Annotated in this window: 15 protein-coding genes and 1 tRNA gene; 11 read left to right on the forward strand and 5 right to left on the reverse strand. The window is 44.9% G+C overall.

Annotated elements, in window-relative coordinates; all coding sequences use genetic code 11:
* The first annotated feature begins 10 nt into the window (after nucleotides 1-10).
* Together FYJ51_RS08465 and FYJ51_RS08470 are read left to right on the forward strand one after the other, a co-directional pair.
* A complete protein-coding gene (locus FYJ51_RS08465; protein ID WP_105302572.1) occupies nucleotides 11-574 on the forward strand; it encodes a TetR/AcrR family transcriptional regulator in 564 nt (187 codons plus the stop codon).
* Between the two features lie 53 nt (nucleotides 575-627).
* Nucleotides 628-1,101 (forward strand): pyridoxamine 5'-phosphate oxidase family protein, encoded by a 474-nt coding sequence (locus FYJ51_RS08470; RefSeq protein ID WP_154504946.1) that lies wholly within the window; start codon nucleotides 628-630, stop codon nucleotides 1,099-1,101.
* A 76-nt stretch (nucleotides 1,102-1,177) separates the two neighbouring features.
* Here FYJ51_RS08470 and FYJ51_RS08475 read toward each other — a convergent pair whose 3' ends face one another.
* Both FYJ51_RS08475 and FYJ51_RS08480 read right to left on the reverse strand, forming a co-directional pair.
* The gene (locus FYJ51_RS08475) at nucleotides 1,178-2,692 is read right to left on the reverse strand and encodes a response regulator (protein ID WP_154504948.1); all 1,515 of its coding nucleotides are present in this window, start codon (nucleotides 2,690-2,692) and stop codon (nucleotides 1,178-1,180) included.
* 4 nt (nucleotides 2,693-2,696) lie between these two features.
* Complete coding sequence (locus FYJ51_RS08480) at nucleotides 2,697-4,481, reverse strand: cache domain-containing sensor histidine kinase (protein WP_154504950.1); 1,785 nt, start codon at nucleotides 4,479-4,481, stop codon at nucleotides 2,697-2,699.
* 332 nt (nucleotides 4,482-4,813) lie between these two features.
* Here FYJ51_RS08480 and FYJ51_RS08485 point away from each other — a divergent pair, with 332 nt between their 5' ends.
* The 6 genes from FYJ51_RS08485 (at nucleotide 4,814) to FYJ51_RS08510 (ending at nucleotide 11,244) form a co-directional block, all read left to right on the forward strand.
* Nucleotides 4,814-5,962, forward strand: a complete 1,149-nt coding sequence (locus FYJ51_RS08485; protein ID WP_205946262.1) for an ABC transporter substrate-binding protein — start codon at nucleotides 4,814-4,816, stop codon at nucleotides 5,960-5,962.
* A 90-nt stretch (nucleotides 5,963-6,052) separates the two neighbouring features.
* The gene (locus tag FYJ51_RS08490) at nucleotides 6,053-6,919 is read left to right on the forward strand and encodes a carbohydrate ABC transporter permease (RefSeq protein ID WP_154504954.1); all 867 of its coding nucleotides are present in this window, start codon (nucleotides 6,053-6,055) and stop codon (nucleotides 6,917-6,919) included.
* A 2-nt stretch (nucleotides 6,920-6,921) separates the two neighbouring features.
* A complete protein-coding gene (locus FYJ51_RS08495) occupies nucleotides 6,922-7,746 on the forward strand; it encodes a carbohydrate ABC transporter permease (protein ID WP_154504956.1) in 825 nt (274 codons plus the stop codon).
* Nucleotides 7,743-9,377, forward strand: a complete 1,635-nt coding sequence (locus tag FYJ51_RS08500; protein WP_154504958.1) for a glycoside hydrolase family 66 protein — start codon at nucleotides 7,743-7,745, stop codon at nucleotides 9,375-9,377. The genes FYJ51_RS08495 and FYJ51_RS08500 overlap by 4 nt, the downstream gene beginning before the upstream one ends.
* The gene (locus tag FYJ51_RS08505) at nucleotides 9,361-9,633 is read left to right on the forward strand and encodes a carbohydrate-binding protein (RefSeq protein WP_154504960.1); all 273 of its coding nucleotides are present in this window, start codon (nucleotides 9,361-9,363) and stop codon (nucleotides 9,631-9,633) included. The genes FYJ51_RS08500 and FYJ51_RS08505 overlap by 17 nt, the downstream gene beginning before the upstream one ends.
* Entirely contained in the window at nucleotides 9,634-11,244 is a 1,611-nt protein-coding gene (locus FYJ51_RS08510) for a glycoside hydrolase family 13 protein (protein WP_154504962.1), read from the forward strand.
* An 85-nt stretch (nucleotides 11,245-11,329) separates the two neighbouring features.
* On the opposite strand, the gene FYJ51_RS08515 is transcribed toward FYJ51_RS08510, so the two are convergent.
* Both FYJ51_RS08515 and FYJ51_RS08520 read right to left on the reverse strand, forming a co-directional pair.
* A complete protein-coding gene (locus FYJ51_RS08515; protein WP_154504964.1) occupies nucleotides 11,330-13,732 on the reverse strand; it encodes a phosphoketolase family protein in 2,403 nt (800 codons plus the stop codon).
* Between the two features lie 54 nt (nucleotides 13,733-13,786).
* Complete coding sequence (locus tag FYJ51_RS08520; protein WP_205946263.1) at nucleotides 13,787-14,956, reverse strand: CapA family protein; 1,170 nt, start codon at nucleotides 14,954-14,956, stop codon at nucleotides 13,787-13,789.
* Between the two features lie 68 nt (nucleotides 14,957-15,024).
* On the opposite strand from FYJ51_RS08520, the gene FYJ51_RS08525 reads away from it, so the two are divergent.
* The 3 genes from FYJ51_RS08525 to FYJ51_RS08535 all read left to right on the forward strand — a co-directional run bounded on the left by FYJ51_RS08525 (nucleotide 15,025) and on the right by FYJ51_RS08535 (nucleotide 18,326).
* Nucleotides 15,025-16,806 (forward strand): glycerophosphodiester phosphodiesterase family protein, encoded by a 1,782-nt coding sequence (locus FYJ51_RS08525; protein ID WP_154504968.1) that lies wholly within the window; start codon nucleotides 15,025-15,027, stop codon nucleotides 16,804-16,806.
* 38 nt (nucleotides 16,807-16,844) lie between these two features.
* A complete protein-coding gene (locus FYJ51_RS08530; protein ID WP_105302560.1) occupies nucleotides 16,845-18,194 on the forward strand; it encodes an MATE family efflux transporter in 1,350 nt (449 codons plus the stop codon).
* Nucleotides 18,195-18,249: 55 nt separating this feature from the next.
* Nucleotides 18,250-18,326 (forward strand) — tRNA-Pro (locus tag FYJ51_RS08535).
* A gap of 177 nt (nucleotides 18,327-18,503) precedes the next feature.
* On the opposite strand, the gene FYJ51_RS08540 is transcribed toward FYJ51_RS08535, so the two are convergent.
* On the reverse strand, nucleotides 18,504-18,641 hold the full coding sequence (locus tag FYJ51_RS08540) for a hypothetical protein (protein ID WP_154504969.1): 138 nt from the start codon (nucleotides 18,639-18,641) through the stop codon (nucleotides 18,504-18,506).
* Nucleotides 18,642-18,799: the final 158 nt, after the last annotated feature.

Consider the following 18,799-nt stretch of genomic DNA (forward strand, 5'->3'; position numbering starts at 1 on the left):
GGATTCTTCCATGGCTGCACCCCGTAATGATGATGTCAAAAAAGAAATACTCGATGCCGCACAGGCATTGCTGGAAACAACAGCAAGTGCAGATCTCTCACTTGCGGCAATTGCCGAAAAAGCTCATGTTTCCAAGGGCACTCTTTACTACCACTTTCCGAATAAAGAAGACCTGCTCTTCGCATTGATGGACCGCTATCTGGAAGAACAGCAGGCAGAGCTGGATGCCTGGACTTCCAATACTGCAAAAGACACTTCTCTGCCCAGACTCGTCAAATACGTTCTGCAGAGAGATACCGAGAATGTCGGGATCCGTCTTCATTTCATCTATGAGGCAACCGAAGGCAATGAACACGCCAGACAGCGGCTGCTGGAACGATATGAACACTTTGCAGAGGAAATCGGAGAACTGATTGCCAAGCGCAATCCAGACGTCGATGCAGAATATGCCTCGTGGCTGATTCTGATTCTTTCCGATGGTCTCCTGATTCACAAGAATCTGAAAAACCCATGTGTGGACACTGAAGACTTCATCCGGAAGACCGAACATGAAATCCGAAGATATATTCACTGAATTCGCATGCAGTGCGATAGGATAATAACATCGAATATACAGGAGGGATCGTGATGTATCCGCAGATGAGAAGATTCAAGCAGCAGATGTCAGATGACGCTTGCATCAGAGTTCTGGAATCAGGGCGAAGAGGCGTGCTTGCCGTATGCGGAAGCGATGGTCAGCCCTATGCCATCCCGCTGAACTATTATTATGAAAACAGAAGAATCTATTTTCATTGTTCTAAGACCGGGCATAAAATGGACATCATTCAGGAAAATCCGAAGGTTTCCTTCAATGTCTTCACGCATGGAGTCCCATCTCCTGTCAAGCGCGGGCTGGATGTGGAAAGCGTTACCGTCTTCGGCACGATCCGTTTGATGGAGACCGATGATGAGGCAGCTTACTTCCTCAGAGAATTAGGAATGAAGTATTTTCCTGAAGATCCTGAATATATTGAGAATGAGGTAAACACCTACTGCAGAACTGTGCAGATGCTGGAACTGACGATCGATCATATGACCGGCAAGAAGGTTAATGAATCCTGAGATAGACTAGCCGTCAGAAACTTTGATTAGGTACCAAACATTTTAGTAGTTTGTTAACTGGCAGCCTGCTTTTCATCTACTTTCTCGATTCGTGATATTTCTGATATAGTGCCGGTGAAATACCAAAGTACTGCTTAAACACCTTAATGAAGTGTTTTGAAGAGTAGAAACCGACTTTCTGTGCCACATCGTAAATCCTGATTGAATCATATGTTTCTAACAGAAGCTTCGCCTGTTCCATTCTCAGACTTGTTAGGTATTTGGAATAAGGCAGATTCATTTCTTTATGGAATAGATCGGAAAGATAGCTGCTTGTGACATTGCATTCTCTAGCAACATCACTCAGAGATATATTTTCCTGATAATGAAGCTTGATGAATTCTACAGCTTGTTGGATCAGCGGAGCACTGGAACCAATCTTTTTCCTCTCCATCGTCTGAATGAATGCCTCAGAAAACAGTGCTCTGAAGGTATTGTTATTGATCTCATCCTTATGAATCGCAAAGTATTGATAAGGAGTTGAAACGTTTGCACCGTTGCATAAGAATTTCATCAGCTGGATGAACACAAATCGATTCATTGAGATCGGAATACTATCAAACAGGATATCAAGATGGACCTTCACCTGGTCAGGAGCCCCATCACGATATGCTTCAATAATTTGATTACTGCACGTCTGCAGATGCTGATATTTTGCCCTTAGCAGCATTTCCTGCCATTCGAAATAAACGCCTTTATCAGAAATTACCGTCAATGAATTATCCTTAAGAATTTCTTCATATGAAGTGGGTAGCAATAATACATCATCAATCGGTTCAGACACCACAACAGAAAGAGCGTTCTCTCCAAACGCAGATACAAGCTTTGCTGAAATATCCATTGCCTGATCCTGTATATTCTTTGCAGAAGATCCTTCCAAATAAACCAGAGAATTCTGATCTTTTGTAAAGAGCGGAATCATACGGTCATTCTTTGCAAGTTCGCAGATTTTCGAAAATAACTGGTACTGATAGAATTCCGATGATTTTTCAATGGTCTGTACACGCGTACTGTTTATCAGGCAATAATATCTTTTTACTAGATCGCTTTGAATCTGACGGTCATCGATCATTGCTTTTATTCTTTCGGTATTCTTATCAAGAATTGTCTGAATCATACTTCCTTTTGCAGGATTATCCGGGCAGAATACTCTAGTGAAATTCGAATTGCCGCACGAGTCCGAAAGTCGACTGCTGATCTCTCCCAATACTGCAATAAGCTGGCTGTCAATGAGCGGCTTCACAAGATAATCCATCACCTGATATTGAATCGCCTTACGTGCATACTCAAAATCTGTATAACCAGAGATAATTACCACAGCCATATTCGGGTAATGCTTCCTGCAATATTGAGTTAGTTCCAATCCATCCATACCTGGCATTTTGATATCAGTAATCAATACATCAAAATTCAGCTCACCAAGTTTTCTCACCGCATCAATTCCATCTCCGGAAACAGCAGGCACATCAAAATCAGAGCAGAATTTCGGTATGCACCTTGATAAATAAGTTCTCATCAAAGGCTCATCATCAACCACCAGAACATGATACATATAGTTATTCTCCTTGAGGTAAATAGGGCAGCGAAAGTATTACTGTTGTCCCATTTGGATTTGAAGCTACTAGAATTTTTCCTCTTTCGCCATATTTCAGACGAAGTCTTTTCTGAATATTGATCAGCCCGATATTTCCTGATGTTTCCTTTTCCGGAGACGTATTGATTTCTTCTAACTTTTTATTAATCTCTGACAGCTTTTCAGCAGACATTCCTGGCCCGTTATCAGAAATCACTATTTCATAAGCCTGATCATAAAAATTGGAGGCAACACGGATATGAGTAACATCTCTGTTATATTCGCACGCATACTTTACCGAGTTTTCTACAATCGGCTGAATAGTTAGTGCAGGGATGTTCTGCCCGTATAACTCAGGGCTTATTCCAATCGAATATTCAAGCCTATCTTGATATCTGATTTTCACAATGCTTAAATATGAGCTGCAAATCTTCATTTCTTCTTCCAGGGTGATGATTTTATCGGCATTCATGATCCCTTTCAGATAAATCGAGAAGAGCTCGATTGCATTAACAGCCTGATCTTGTTCATCACATTTTATCAGAAGAGAAATCGTATTCAGCGTATTGTAAAGAAAATGAGGCCGGATCTGTGCATATAAAGCATTATATTGTGCTTCCTTCTGAAGATACTGGGCTCGATAGACGTCCTCCGATAGCTTTGTGTTCTTCTCAATATACAGCGAGAGATTGTCTACCATCTGGTTAAATGACGAAGCGAGATATCCGATTTCATCATTTGAGTGAACTGCAGAATGAACTGAAAGGTTCCCTTTCTGTACTTCTTTCATGAGATCAACGATCGATAGTATCGGCTCCAGAAGATGATTAATAATCAGAATAAATAACACGCTGATGCCTGCAATGAAGATCACTGAAAACAGCATCATTCTGATCAGATTTCTCCGAAGAGGATGAAGAAAAGATGAATATGACTGAAGGGCCACAACTTTGATTCCATAATTATTTACAGCAGTTGCTGCAGAATAATATCGATTTCCATCATCGTCATATACATCTGAGCTAGTAAGCGCTGAGGCTAGAGAAAAACCCGAAAATTTTGCAGTATTCCTCGTTTCATACATAACCTGATTACTGGAGTCAAGGATATAGATGATTCCGTCATCCCCTAGATTTATCTGATCACAGATTTCTTTAATGCBCGAAAAATCAGCATCGACCTTAATTACTCCTAGCGTTGTATACTTCCCATCCATGCTTCGCAGCTGACGGACAAGAGAAAACACTGGCGTTGTCTTTTCACCATATACATGTTCAAATCGTGGTTCAAGGAAGATTGGCTTCGTGGAATTTGCGGCTTGGATATACCAATCTGATTCCTGATACGTCGAAACTTCAGGCATATCAAAAGGTGTGCGAATATAAGAATAGCTTTTCTGATCTGTCAGAATATATGCTCTAAGCACTTCTTTCCGAGGAAGAGTCATTACCGAAGAAAGAAATGATTCGATCTGTCTCGTATTATTCAATGACTGAGATGGATCATTTTCAGATTCTTTCAGAATCTCCAGCACATGTCCATCGTAATATGGCGCCAATGTAATTCTAGAAAGTTCATCTATATAATTTGAAATATTGGTTGAGGCTTGATCAATAATCTGCTGTGTCTGTTTTGATGATTGCTCTAGGAGTCTGTTAGAGTAAAACGAATAGTAATAATATGAAGACAATGTGACAAAAGCAAAAACGACACCGACAACTGGTAATATTATTTTTGTCCGAAATGATAAGTTATACATTTTTTTCATAACTTAAGTATATTCAAAGAAGAACCGGAAATAACAACTATCCAAAAAAACGACACCAGAATCCAAAATAATCGGAATCTTTTCAATTCTTCTTAAAGCTAATATAAAAATGCAAACCGCGGTTTCGAAGTCAAAGGGAGAAAAAGATGAATAACAATTTTTTAAAACGTGGAACGGTCGTATTCCTGTCCGCTTGTATGCTGGCAGGCTGCGGTTCTTCCTCACAGGCATCTGTAAGTGGAAGCCCAAGCGCTTCTGAAAGTTCTTCGAACACTTCCGGAGAAAAGGTTCACCTGAAATTCTTTACCGGGAAAATTGAAACAATTGATGTCATGAATGAAATCATTAATGATTTCAATTCCTCGCAGGATCACATTGAAGTTGAACAGGAATATCAGAAAGACGCAAGCAATGTCATCAAGATCAAGTTTGCTTCTGATGAAGTCCCAGATATTATGACCACTTATGAGCAGGAATTCGTGGATGAAGGAAAATACATGGATCTGACGGACATGAACGAATTCTGGGATCGCATGAGTCCGGAAATGAAAGAAGCAGTTACAGATGTAGAAAGCGGAAAAGTTTATCGGATCTGCACAAACCGGACGATGGCTGGAATCTTTTACAACAAGGAAATACTGAAAAAAGCTGGCTATGAAGAATTCCCCGCAAACTATGATGATTTCAAAACCATGCTCGAAGCAATCAAGGAAACACAGCCTGATGTAACTCCTCTATTTATCTTTGGAAGTGAAGCATGGCATCTCGGTCACTGGATTGAATTCGTGCCACATGGTTACATCAAATCAACGCTTGGCACAATCGAGGCAAAGAAGGCAATGCTTTCCAATGACCAGAGCAAGCTGCGGTTTGATGATCCTGATGGCCCCATGGTTGTATTTGCACAGGATATGCTTGATCTTCAGAACGAAGGACTTATCAATGAGGATGTTCTCACTGCCACAAGTGACAACTGTGTTCAGGACTTTGCCTCTGGGAAAGCAGCAATGTTCTCTAACGGAATGTGGGCTTTATCAGGCATTCTCGAAGCAAACCCAGATATCATCAATAATCTTGGATTCGCTCCTTACCCTGCTTATATGCCTGATTCAAAACCAGTGGTGCTCAGCGCCGAAGATTCCGGTTATTCCATTTCTTCAGAAACGCCATACAAAGATGAATGCATTGAATTCCTTGAGTTCCTGTTCTCTCCTGAAAATCAGAAAAAATATAGTGAAGCATCAAAAGCACCGAGTGCATTCAACGATGTAGATGCAGAGTGGGCACCCAGCGAAATTGTTGCGGAAGTAACCAATGCTCTCAATAATGCGGCAAATATTGGATTCACCAACGAGAAACCAGCAGGATTCTCTGGCGATGATGCCGGCCGCCTGCTCCAGGGGCTGTTTGCCGGGCAGTACGATGCGCAAGGATTTGCCGACGCTTATACCAAAGCGTGGAATGATGGAATGGGGAACTGATTTTCGCTCAGTTCGAGATTGTAATGGCATGCCTGCAAAGGCATGCCATATTTCAAGCTAATTAATCCTTTTTCTGAGGTATTTTCGCATATGAAGAAAAAATTCAACTACAGTAAGCTGATGATTCTTCCAGTTACAATTCTCTATGGATTGTTCTTTGTTTATCCCTTATGCAAAGGAATTGGCATGAGCTTTACCAACTGGAATGGCATTTCAGCTCCTGAATTTGTCGGCTTTCAGAATTTCATTGATTTCTTTCATGATCAGCGTGCTCTTCATGATATCAAGACCACCGTATTGTTTGCTCTAGGAAGTGCACCCTTGCTCAATGTTATCGGATTGATTTATGCACTTCTCATGAATGATTCTTCTATAAAGGGAAGAACTTTCATCCGTGCTTGTATTTATCTTCCTGCAGTGATTTCGCCATTAATTATGGGCTATATCTGGTATCTGCTTTTGCAGCCTGGAAGAGGTGTCTTCAATAATTTCGTTCAGTTGATTGGGCACCCGGAATGGTTTGGAAATTGGCAGGCATCATATTCTTCCTGCATGATCGTCCTGATTCTGGTAAATGTCTGGCAATATGCAGGCATGACTATGATCATTTATCTTGCTGGGCTTCAGAACATTTCCAAAGAATATTTCGAAGCCTCCAAAATAGATGGTGCAACCAGCTGGCAATGCTTCTGGAACATTACACTGCCTCTCCTGATGCCTGCTATCAGAATCAATGTTGTAACGAATATCATCGGTTCTCTTGGCGTATTTGATATCGTGATGTCTCTTACCGGAGGAGGTCCGGGGTATCTTACTGAAACGCTAAGTATTTATATTATGCGCATGTGCTATGGCGCAAAAACTGGATACTCCACTGCTGTTGCCTTGATTATGTTCATCATTGTAGTAATACCAGTTGCAATCAGCCTTCATTTCACAAAAACTCAAGAGGGATAATCATGGAACATATATGGAAAATTCTTAGAACAATTCTTGTATGGGCAATCTGTCTGATGTCATTATGTCCTTTTGTGATATTGCTCATTCTTTCTCTTGATCAACCCGGGAAAAATATGTATGACATTCAGGCTCTGATTCCGGATTTTTATCTTGGAAACTATGCAGAAGGATGGCAGAAATCTAACATTTCAAGAGCTATGCTGAATTCTGGAATCATTACCTTCTCTTCTTTGATCATGATTGTAGTTTTAGGGGCAATGGCAGGATACGCAGTTGCCCGCATTCCGAGCAAGTTCAATAAAACAGTTTATGGAATTCTGATCGGCTGCATGATGGTTCCTGGAATCATCATTACTGTTCCCCTTTACACGTTAATGATTCGGCTTAAAGCAGTCAACACGCTTTGGGGGTTATCTGTAGTCCTGGCGACTCTCGCTTTCCCTCAGGCCGTATTTGTCTTCTCTAATTTTATCAAAGCACTTCCAAAAGAATTAGAGGAAGCAGCAATGATTGATGGCTGCAGTCAGATGAAAGCTTTCTGGCATATTATCTTTCCTCTTCTCAAACCATCTATTTCTGCTGTTGTCATTCTAAATGGTTTCGGAATCTGGAACAATTATTCCCAGGCAGTTTTCTTCCTTCAGAGCAGTGATAAGCATAATGTCCCTCAGGCACTATCTGTATATTTCCAGCAATTTGCAGGTGCGCACTGGAATCTGATGGCTGCCACTGCAGTGATTGCGATTGTTCCTGTTATCATCGTATTCCTTATCTTCCAGAAGAGCTTGATTAAAGGATTGAATGAAGGAGCTCTAAAAGGATGAAGCCTGAACTCTATACATGCCGAGGAACTTATACTTCTTCTGATCCGGTAATATTATTCCTTGATCAGGTGGAAGAAGACGAAATAGGGCTTGTAAATCTGTTTCACCTGCAGGAGTGTGTTAAATCTCTTAAATGGGACCTTCATTCCGGAAATAACGAGCTGAATCTAGGAATCTTCCAGGATCATTTTCAATGCTACGGTGTCCAGGTAATATTGAAAGACAAAGTACTATCTACATCCTTTGAAATCTGCAATCAGGAAGAGAAGACCGTTCGTTATGGGTTTCTCTCTGAATTTAATTCATACAACCCCGATTGCATCAGATGGCTTGCAAAATTCCATATTAACGCAATTCAATTTTACGACTGGTCGTTCCGTCATGATCATCTTGTCTCTGATGACGATGAGTATGAAGACATGATGGGTAAACACATCAAGAAGAATGTGCTGAACGATCTGATTTCTCAATGCCATTCTTCAGGCATCAAAGCAATCGCATATGGAGCTATTTATGCAGCAAGCGAAGACTACTATTATTCCCATCCTGATGAAGCTATGCTGAACTCTTTGCTCCAGCCATTTGTCTTCATCGGAAAATTCTATCTCATGGATATTTCCCGTGATGGAGAATACCGAAAACACATCATCCATGAATATCAGTCTGCAATTTCTCAGATGCACTTTGATGGTATTCACATGGATACTTACGGATTCCCGAAAACTGCATATGTTCAAAGAGAAAATGGGAAAAGATTGATATATCTAAAAGAAGAAATTCCTTCTTTGATTAATGAAACCAGAAATGCATTAGGCCCTTCACAGCAAGTAAGCCTGATTTTCAATAATGTGGGAAACTGGCCTGTTCTTGAGACTGCAAAATGTGATCAGAATGCAGTATATGTTGAAGTGTGGCCACCCTATGAGCAATACAGTCACCTTCAGCAGATTGTCCGCGAAATACGTTCTGTTTCAGAAAAGCCAATCGTCCTTGCCGCATATCTGAAGCCTTTCAGAGAAGACAATCCGATCTGTGCAATGTACGCATCCCTATATCTCTCTGCAGCATGCATGGTTCTTGGTGCGACTTGTCTTCTTCTCGGAGATGATCACGGTATCCTGACACAGGGATACTACAGTGATCATTCCATTTTGACAGATCTTCAGGAAATGATGCTGAGATCTTACAGTGATTTCATGATCCGTTATGAAGAAATTCTTTTCGATCCTACCATGGATGATGTTTCCTTCACTCATACCTGCTGGGACAACTATGAATATCGGTGCGTTTCTCACCCTGTAACTCCTTATGGAGAACCAGATAAAATCTGGATGATTCTGAAAGAAAACAAAAAAAGAAAATGTATTTTTCTGATTAACTTGATAGGGAATCAGGATCCGTATTGGAATCAGGGGAAAAGCGAACCTGTTCCTCAGAATAATATCGTCTTCAGAATCCAGGTTGATACTCTTCCGGTTAATATCTGGTGTGCATCTCCAGAGGAGCCTGATGCACTTCCAGTTACCTACAGCGAGGAAACAGATCAGCATGGATTATTCGTAACCTTCACCATCAGCAAATTGAATCTTTTGAAAATAATCTGGATAAACAGCAATGAAAAAGATCATTAGAATACTAACCTGTTTAACGATTTCTATTCTCACTGCGACATCTCTATTCTCTGCAGAAACTGATGAAAGAGGAAAGTATGTTCAATTCTCGGTCCAAGCGTTTCAATACTGGGGCATGATTGATCTGGACTGCTCAGATAACAATAATAGCAATGTCTGGCAGGCAGAAAATGCGCTATTAGCCAATACAGGAATCAATACTAATCATTCTGATTATCTTGGCACTGGTTTTGTCGATCAGAAGGGGGTTCAGTAAATGGAATGGTGGAAAAAAGCGGTCATCTATGAGATCTATCCTAAAAGCTTCTTTGATTCGAATGGGGATGGAATCGGAGATCTGAACGGAATCACTTCAAAGCTTGATTACCTTTCGGAATTAGGTATTGATGCAATCTGGTTATGCCCGGTCTGCCTTTCTCCGCAGGTTGACAACGGATATGACGTTTCTGATTACAGACAGATAGATCCGATGTTCGGAACCATGGATAGCATGGATCTTCTGATCTCAGAAGCGAAAAAAAGAAATATCCGGATCATTATGGATCTTGTGCTTAATCATTCCTCTGATCAGCATCCCTGGTTCAGGGATGCAATCCGATCAAGAGACTCAGAGTTTCATGATTACTATGTCTTCCGTGATGGAAGTCCGGAGTCGCCTCCGAATCGCATGCGAGCATGTTTCGGAGGTTCAGCATGGACGTACGTTCCTGCTCTTAAACAATATTACTTTCACCAATTTGCAGATCAGCAGCCAGACCTGAACTGGGATAATAGCGAATTACGGAAACAGCTATACGAAATCATCAATTTCTGGATCGGAAAAGGAGTGGGAGGTTTTCGATTCGACGTCATAGATCAGATTGCAAAAGAGCCTGACTTGGAAATTACTGCTAATGGTCCGATGCTTCATGCATATATCCGGGAGATGAACCAGAACACGTTCGGAGGAAAGAATCTGATTACCGTCGGAGAAGCATGGGGAGCAGATATTCAGAGTGCCAGAGAATTCAGTGACCCTAGCGGGAAAGAATTCTCGATGGTTTTTCAGTTTGAACATATTCTCCTTGACCAGCAAGAAGGAAAAGAGAAATGGGATCTCGCTCCTCTTCGTCTTTCAGATCTGAAACGAGTAATCTCAAAATGGCAAACCGGCTTGTTCAATTGTGGCTGGAATAGTCTCTTCTGGAATAATCATGACCTGCCTAGAATTGTCTCAAGATGGGGTAATGATCGGAATTATCGTGAAGTATCAGCAAAAATGCTTGCTACATTGCTTTATGGTCTTCAAGGAACACCATATATCTATCAGGGCGAAGAGCTTGCGATGACAAATATCCGGCTGCCAATTGAAGAATATAAGGATGTTGAAACCTTGAATTTATATCATGAGCGAATTGCGGAAGGATATTCTGAAGATGAGGTAATGCAGTCTATTTATGCTCGTGGCAGAGATAATGCGCGCACTCCGATGCAATGGTCAGATTCAAAGAATGCAGGATTTTCAAAAGGAATCCCCTGGCTGAAGGTTAATCCGAACTACCATACCATTAATGCGCAGCAGGAGCTTGCTGACCCAGATTCCGTTTTCCACTATTATCAGAAGCTGATTCGGCTCAGAAAACAATACGATGTTTTTACAGAAGGTAAATTCCGCCTGCTTCTGGAATCTCATCCACAAATATTTGCTTATGAACGCATGAGCAGGAATGAACGTCTCCTGGTTGTCTGCAACTTCAGCGATCAACCCTCAGATTTCCCCAAAGAGCTGCTTGGCAGTTCTCCTGAACTTCTGATTTCCAATATACCTGGTTCTTACACTACGCATCTTTCCCCATATCAGTCTTTTATAGTTCTCAATCATATTTAAGATTGTATTTAACGCTCAGTATGTTCGCTCATTAAAAAAGATCGGTGCAATCACGCATCGATCTTTTCTGTTTCTGATACTGTTATCAGTCCAGCGGTTTCCACTTCCAGTTCTCGATTTCAGGCATATCTCTGCCATACTCGTCGATGAACTGCTTGTGAGCAACCAGCTTGTCACTCATCTTCTGATACAGATAAGCAGTCTTGTTGCCATACTGCGGCAGTCTCAGCAATACATCCTGCACGAGGTGGAACCGATCGATATCATTCTGCACACGCATGTCGAACGGTGTCGTGATCGTTCCTTCTTCTTTGTATCCGCGTACATGCAGATCACGGTTATGACGGCGGTAGGTCAGCTCATGGATCAGCGTCGGATAGCCATGGAACGCAAATACGATCGGCTTGTTCTTCGTGAACAGCATGTCATATTCTGCATCAGTCAGGCCATGCGGATGCTCCGTAGCCGGCTGCAGCTTGAACAGGTCGACGACATTGATGACACGGATCTTGAGATCCGGAATCTCTTCATGCAGAATCTGCACTGCTGCCAGGGTCTCAAGGGTCGGCGTATCACCCGCACATGCCATGACGACATCCGGTTCTTCGCCGCGGTCCGTAGAAGCCCAGCTCCAGATGCCGATGCCCTGCGTGCAGTGCTTGACCGCTTCTTCCATGCTCAGCCACTGBGGACGAGGATGCTTGGAAGCGACCATGACATTGACATAGTTCTTGGAGCGGATGCAGTGATCGAAGCAGGAAAGCAGGCAGTTTGCATCAGGCGGTAAATAGAGACGGACAACATCTGCCTTCTTGTTTGCCATATGATCCAGGAAACCAGGATCCTGATGCGTGAAGCCATTATGATCCTGCTGCCAGATATGAGAAGTCAGAATGATATTCAGAGAAGCAATTTCTTCTCTCCAGCTCAGCTGGTTGCATACTTTGAGCCACTTTGCATGCTGAGCAGCCATGGAATCGATGATGCGGGCAAAGCTCTCATAGCTGTCAAAGAAGCCATGACGGCCCGTCAGCAGATATCCTTCCAGCCAGCCTTCGCACATATGCTCCGACAGCATGGAGTCGAAGAATCTGCCATCTCTTGCCAGGAACTCATCATAATCATGCATCTCGCCATTCCACTGACGATTCGTTGCTTCAAACGCATAATTCAGACGGTTGGAAAGTGCTTCATCCGGCGAGAAGGAACGGAAATTCCTTGTCTTTTCATTTGCCCGGAAGACATCTCTGACGAACTTTCCGAGCTCCGTCATATCCTGTGCTTCAACTGCTCCATGTTCCTTGACTTCCACACCATACTTCCGGAAATCCGGAACAACCAGATCATGCAGAAGCTTTCCGCCATTGGCATTCGGATTTGCACCGATGCGCTGATCTCCCTTCGGAGCAAGCTCCTTCAGATCTGCGCGCAGGGAACCATCCTCATTGAACAGCTTCTCCGGATGATAAGACTTCAGCCAGTCTTCAACCATCTTCGTATGCTCCGGCTTCGACATATCGATCGGAACCTGATGCGCACGGAACGTGCCTTCGATGTTCTTGCCGTCTACGACTTTAGGTCCGGTCCATCCCTTCGGAGTGCGAAGAACGATCATCGGCCATCTCGGACGTTCAGCATCGCCTGTTTCACGCGCATGTTTCTGAATTGCGAGAATCTCTTCGATGACCTTGTCCATGGTCTCTGCCATGAGCCGGTGCATCTTCATCGGGTCATCGCCTTCCACGAAGTAAGGTTTCCAGCCATAGCCCTTCAGCAGATCTTCCAGTTCCTCATGAGAGATTCTCGAAAGAACCGTTGGATTCGCAATCTTGTATCCATTCAGATGCAGAATCGGCAGAACCGCTCCGTCCGTGATCGGATTCAGGAACTTGTTCGAATGCCACGACGTTGCCAGAGGTCCGGTTTCTGCTTCTCCATCGCCGACCACAACCGTTGCGATCAGACTCGGATTATCAAATACCGCACCGAAGCCATGCGCAAGCGAATAGCCAAGCTCGCCGCCTTCATTGATGGAACCCGGTGTTTCCGGAGCACAGTGGGAAGGCATTCCGCCCGGGAACGAGAAGCGCTTGAACATGCGCTGCAGACCTTGTTCATCCTGTGAAATATTCGGATAGACTTCCGTATAGGATCCGTCCAGCCAGTCATTGGCAATGAAGAAGTTGCCGCCATGTCCTGGACCAGAAAGCAGGATCATGTTCAGATCATAGCGTTTGATGACTCTGTTGCAGTGAACAAACACAAAGTTCTGCCCAGGCACGGTTCCCCAGTGCCCGACAATCTTGTGCTTGATCATGTCTCTGGTAAGAGGCTTCTTCAGAAGCGGGTTGTCCAGCAGATACAGCTGAGCAGCTCCGAGGTAGTTCGCCGCATTCCAGTAATCATTCATTCTGCGCAGAAGGTCATCGGTGATCGGCCCTTTTTCTGCACACTGATCTGCGGGTACTGCGTTAGGTTTCTCCGTCATGCAAATATCTCCTTTCGATTTGTGACGTCTATATCAATATATAGGACAAGAAGATTATTTCATACCAACCCGAATTCTTCCATCATATTGCGTTAATACTTTCTGATATTTCTCATAGATTTCCGCATGATTGGGCAGCTGGCTGTCATCCAGATCTCTCATGAGCACCACCTTGAAGTTTCTGATATTCGAATCATAGCAGATGAAGGTCAGATCTGCTCTCGCATCCGAAAGAGAAACCTCTGTTTCTCCATCCGGCTGCACCGTTTTCGTGACCGTCACCCCGCCGATCATTCCGATCCGATCTTCCGTGTCCAGCTGGGCAGCAATCAGATTCCCGAATGAATAGAAGCACAGCGTATCGCCAAGATATTCAACCGGTTCAATCACATGCGGGTGATTTCCGATAATCAGATCTGCGCCTGCAGCAGCCAGCTTCTCAGCCAGGTCCTTTACCTCCTGCACCGGTTCCAGGGTATACTCCACGCCCCAGTGCATTGCCACGATCACGAGATCTGCCTTCGCATCTGCTGCTCTCACCTGTTCCAGCATCTCCTCCTCATGACCCGGATAGATATTGACGAGATACGGCATATCAGCAGGAGGGACGAGACCATTGCAGCCATACGTCCATGATAAGAAACAATAGCTGATCCCATTCACCTCATAGACCGGAATGGAATCTCTCTCTTCTTCAGACAGGTTCGTTCCGGCATGCACGACCTGTTCCTTGCTGTTCCAGTACTTCATGGAACTTTCAATTCCGGACACTCCTCTGTCCAGGCTGTGATTATTCGCCAGCGAAACCAGATTGAACCCATTGTCAGTCATTGCATCTCCGACTTCCTGCGGACTGTTGAACATCGGATAGCTGCTGAGCCCGAGCTTTGTACCTCCAAGTATGGATTCCTGGTTGTAATAGCAGAGATCATAGTCATCCGTCCACGTTTTAAGATTCTCCAGCATCAGATGGAAATCATAGCTTCCATCTGCCTGCCTGGCATCTGCGTAAACTGCTCCATGAATCAGACAGTCCCCGGTCATGAAGATATCTGCGGTATATACTTCCGGTTCTGCAGAAGGAAGCGGTGTTTCCGAAGGTGACGGTACTGCCGCAATCTCTTCTTCCTCGGAAAGGTTAAGATGAGTCAATGTAAAAATCCCTGCCGCAGCCAGCAGGACAATGCTTCCCTTTACCCAGGGGCGCAGCCTCCATTTACCCATGATCTCTTTTCCCCTCTGAACCGCTTTTACTTTAACATACCTTCCCATCAGACGGTAAAATACTGTACATGAAGAAGTGGTTTCATACCCTGTCTGCACAGATTCTGAATACCCTCCTCTGGGTATTTCCATATCAGCTGACTGTCTCGATTCTGCTGGCTGTCCTGACCGCATTGCTGAATCGCATCGGCCTCTTTTTCGTTGCCTCGGCAGGCGAAGCCGCCATCACGAACGGCAACTACCGCGTCTTCTTCTCCAGGTGGCAGGGGTGGGCTCTCTTAGCACTGGGCGTCCTGGCATGTGCTCTGTATATCTGTCTTGATATCGGAGCTCTGATCCGCATCACGGATCTGAAGATTCATGGTCAGAAAGAACGCATCCTGACTTCCTGCATGCATAGCCTGAAACTCCTGCCGAAGTTCTTCACTCCTTCCGGTCTTCTGATTCTTCTGGCTGTCACATTCGGCGTCCCTCTGGCAAATATCGGCTTCTCGATCACGCTCACCGAAGGCTTCTATATTCCGAATGTCTATTCCGTCGACCTCATGAGCAATCCGGTTACAAGAGCTATTTATGATATCGGAATTGCCTGTCTTGCCATTCTGATCACGAAAGGAATCTTCACGATTCATTTCATGGTTCTGCAGAAAGACAGTGCGAAGAATGCATTTCTGCATTCTGCCGAACTGACGAAGTCCTTCTTCATCCGGTTTCTGATTCTGTTCCTGCTGCTGACAATTCTGTTCTACGGACTCGGGAAAGGAGTCGACGCCCTGTTTCTGACTCTGCCGGACTGGCTGATTTCCAGATATGTCTCTCATACCGGCATTCAGAGATTTCTCTATCTGCTCTTCAATCTGAACGGAGTCATCATTCTGTTTCTCTTCCGGGTTATCTCGACTCCATTGTTCATGTATCCGATCACCCGCTGGTATTACCGGCTTCTGAAGCAGCCCGCCGGGTTCCAGGAAGAATCGCTTCCTTCTTTCCTGCACCAGAGGAAGCTCAGAGTGATCATTCCTTCTGCTCTGCTTGCCGCATCCATCGTTCTGGATGTCGGCTTTGATACCTTTTTCCCGCTGGAATCACAGACCGAGATCATCGCTCACCGGGCGGGCGGCAACCTTGCCAGCGAGAACACGATGCTTGCCCTCACCAAGGCAGAAGAAGCAGGAACAGATGGCAGTGAGATCGATGTGCAGCGCACGAAAGACGGACAGTACATCGTCTTTCATGACACAACCTTCCGGCGTCTGTGCGGAGTTTCATCTGCTCCTTCGGATCTGACCTATGCAGAGATTCAGAAGCTGAAAGTCCGGAATACCACCGGCAATGATCTTCCTGATCAGCCCATTCCCACGCTTGAGCAGATGCTGAAACAAGTCTCTGAGATTCCGGGCTATCAGCTTTACATTGAACTCAAAGGGTCCACAGCAGATGCTCAGATGGCAGAAGACGTCACTGCCCTGGTAAAGAAATACAGCCTGGAAGAAAGGACCGTGATCACCTCGATCTCCTATGAACCGGTTGCATATATTGAAGAAAATTACCCTGAAATGGAAACCGGCTATATCTATCACTTCTCATTCGGAGATATCGGCTCCATGAATGTCGACTGGCTTGTCATTGAAGAAGAAGTGGCAACCGATGAAGAAATCGCAGCAATCCATCAGATCGGAAAGAAAGTCAGCGTGTGGACAGTCGACAGCAGAAGCTCGATCCGTCACTTTCTGATCAGCGACGCAGACTCCATCATCACGAATCAAGTTGACCGTTCCCTGGAAGTAAAAGAAGAACTCAGTCAGAGAACGGATCTGCAGCGGATCCAGGATGTTCTTCTGAAGAAGTGATTCTGCTATAATCCCTTCAGACAGAAGAAGGACGATCTATGAAGAGAAAATCTGAATCCATGGATATGGTGCATGGCCCGCTGCTGAAGAATCTTCTGATCTTCTCTGCTCCGCTGATGGCAAGCTATCTGCTGCAGATTGCTTTCAACGCTGCCGATACGATCGTGGTCGGAAAGTTCAGCGGTGCAGACGCATTGGCAGCAGTCGGTGCGACCGGTCCTCTGGTCAATCTTCTGGTCGCTCTGTTCAATGGTCTGGCTACCGGCGCCAATATCGTCATTGCCAACATGATCGGAAGAAAAGACCACAGAAATCTGTCTTCAGCCGTTCATACTTCCTATTTCCTTGCGCTTGTCGGAGGACTCATTCTCACTGCTGCCGGCGTTTTCATCAGCAATCCTCTTCTTTGGGCAATCGGCACTCCGGAAAACATCATTGATCAGAGCACCCTCTATATGCGCATCTACTTTGCCGGCAGTATTCCTCTGCTGGTCTATTCATTCGGATCTGCGATTCTGCGTTCCAAGGGCGATACTGCAAGACCGACTCTGTACCTGGCGGTATCAGGAGTACTGAATATCATCCTGAATCTGTTCACGGTCATTCAGCTTCATATGGGGGTCGCAGGCGTTGCGATTGCGACGGTGATCTCAGAAACAGTATCGGCGGTCATGGTTACGATTGCCCTGGTCCGTGAAACGGATGATACGCGTCTGGTCTTCTCTGAAATCTCCATGGATCCGATGATCTTCCAGCGCATCATGAAGATCGGCATTCCTGCCGGAATCCAGGGCATGATGTGGTCAATTTCCAATATTGCGGTCCAGACTGCCATGAACACGTTCGGCTCCATCACCGTTGCCGGAAACAGTGCTGCCCTCAACCTGGAAGGATTTGTCTATGTGGCCATGGACGCCTTCAACAATGCGTGCATCACCTTCACTTCCCAGGCGGCCGGGGCAAAAGACATGAAGCAGGTCAGAAGAGTCATGCACGTCACGCTGATTCTGATGACCGGATCCTCTGCAGCGGCAGGATTGCTGGTATCCGGCTTCGGAAACCAGCTGCTATCCCTGTATACCAATGACCCGGATGTCATCTCTGCCGGTATGGTCCGCCTGCATTATGTCGTGCTCTGGCTCTGGATCAACGCAGCCCTGGACATTCCCGCCGCCTCCATGCGCGGCATTGGCTACAGCAATACGCCTACTCTGGTCATGATGATCGGCATTGTCGCTGTCCGGGTATTCTATATCCTCACGATCTGGCGTGCTTATCCGACTCTGGAAGTTCTTTATCTCTGCTTCCCGATCTCGTGGGTCATCACCGCAATCGCCATGTTCCTGATCTGGCCGAAGCTTTTCAGAAAATTATGCAGAGAATACTGAGATTCAGTTGATTTTTTGAGAATGAATTTGCTATAATAGCACATGCTGAAAAGCACGGGAATTAGCGCAGTTTGGTAGCGCGCTTCGTTCGGGACGAAGAGGTCATGGGTTCGAATCCCGTATTCCCGACCATAGTGTTCAAAACCGCATAGCTATGCGGTTTTCTTATTCTGTGGCACTAAAATGGCACGATAATTCAATGAAAATGCGTCATAGCTGAGCCGCATCATGCATGATTCTTTTGGATGTCTTCTCGAATCAGTTTCCGCAGGTACTCCGGCTTGCTGCCGACGCTTCTCAGCTTCGCCATCACGTCACTGTCCTTTTCACTTCCTGAATATGACCATCACCTTTGCTACGTGCAGGTTCTTCCAGTTCAAAGTCAATTACCCCGTCCCGTAAAGGGCCGAGGCTTGTGACTGCCTCCACCAGTACAAGCGTGCTCATATAAGCCTCCTGGTTTCTGCTAGCGAGGATAATACCTCCTGTGGCGTCACATCGCCGGATGATTGACAACACCCGTTTGATAGCGCTCCGGTATACCGAAGCCTTAGCTTAATTTACTGATACTGATTCCGCAGGCTCGATCAGCTTAATCTTATCGA

The organism is Stecheria intestinalis, assembly GCF_009696165.1.
Taxonomy (GTDB): Bacteria; Bacillota_I; Bacilli_A; order Erysipelotrichales; family Erysipelotrichaceae; genus Bulleidia; species Bulleidia intestinalis.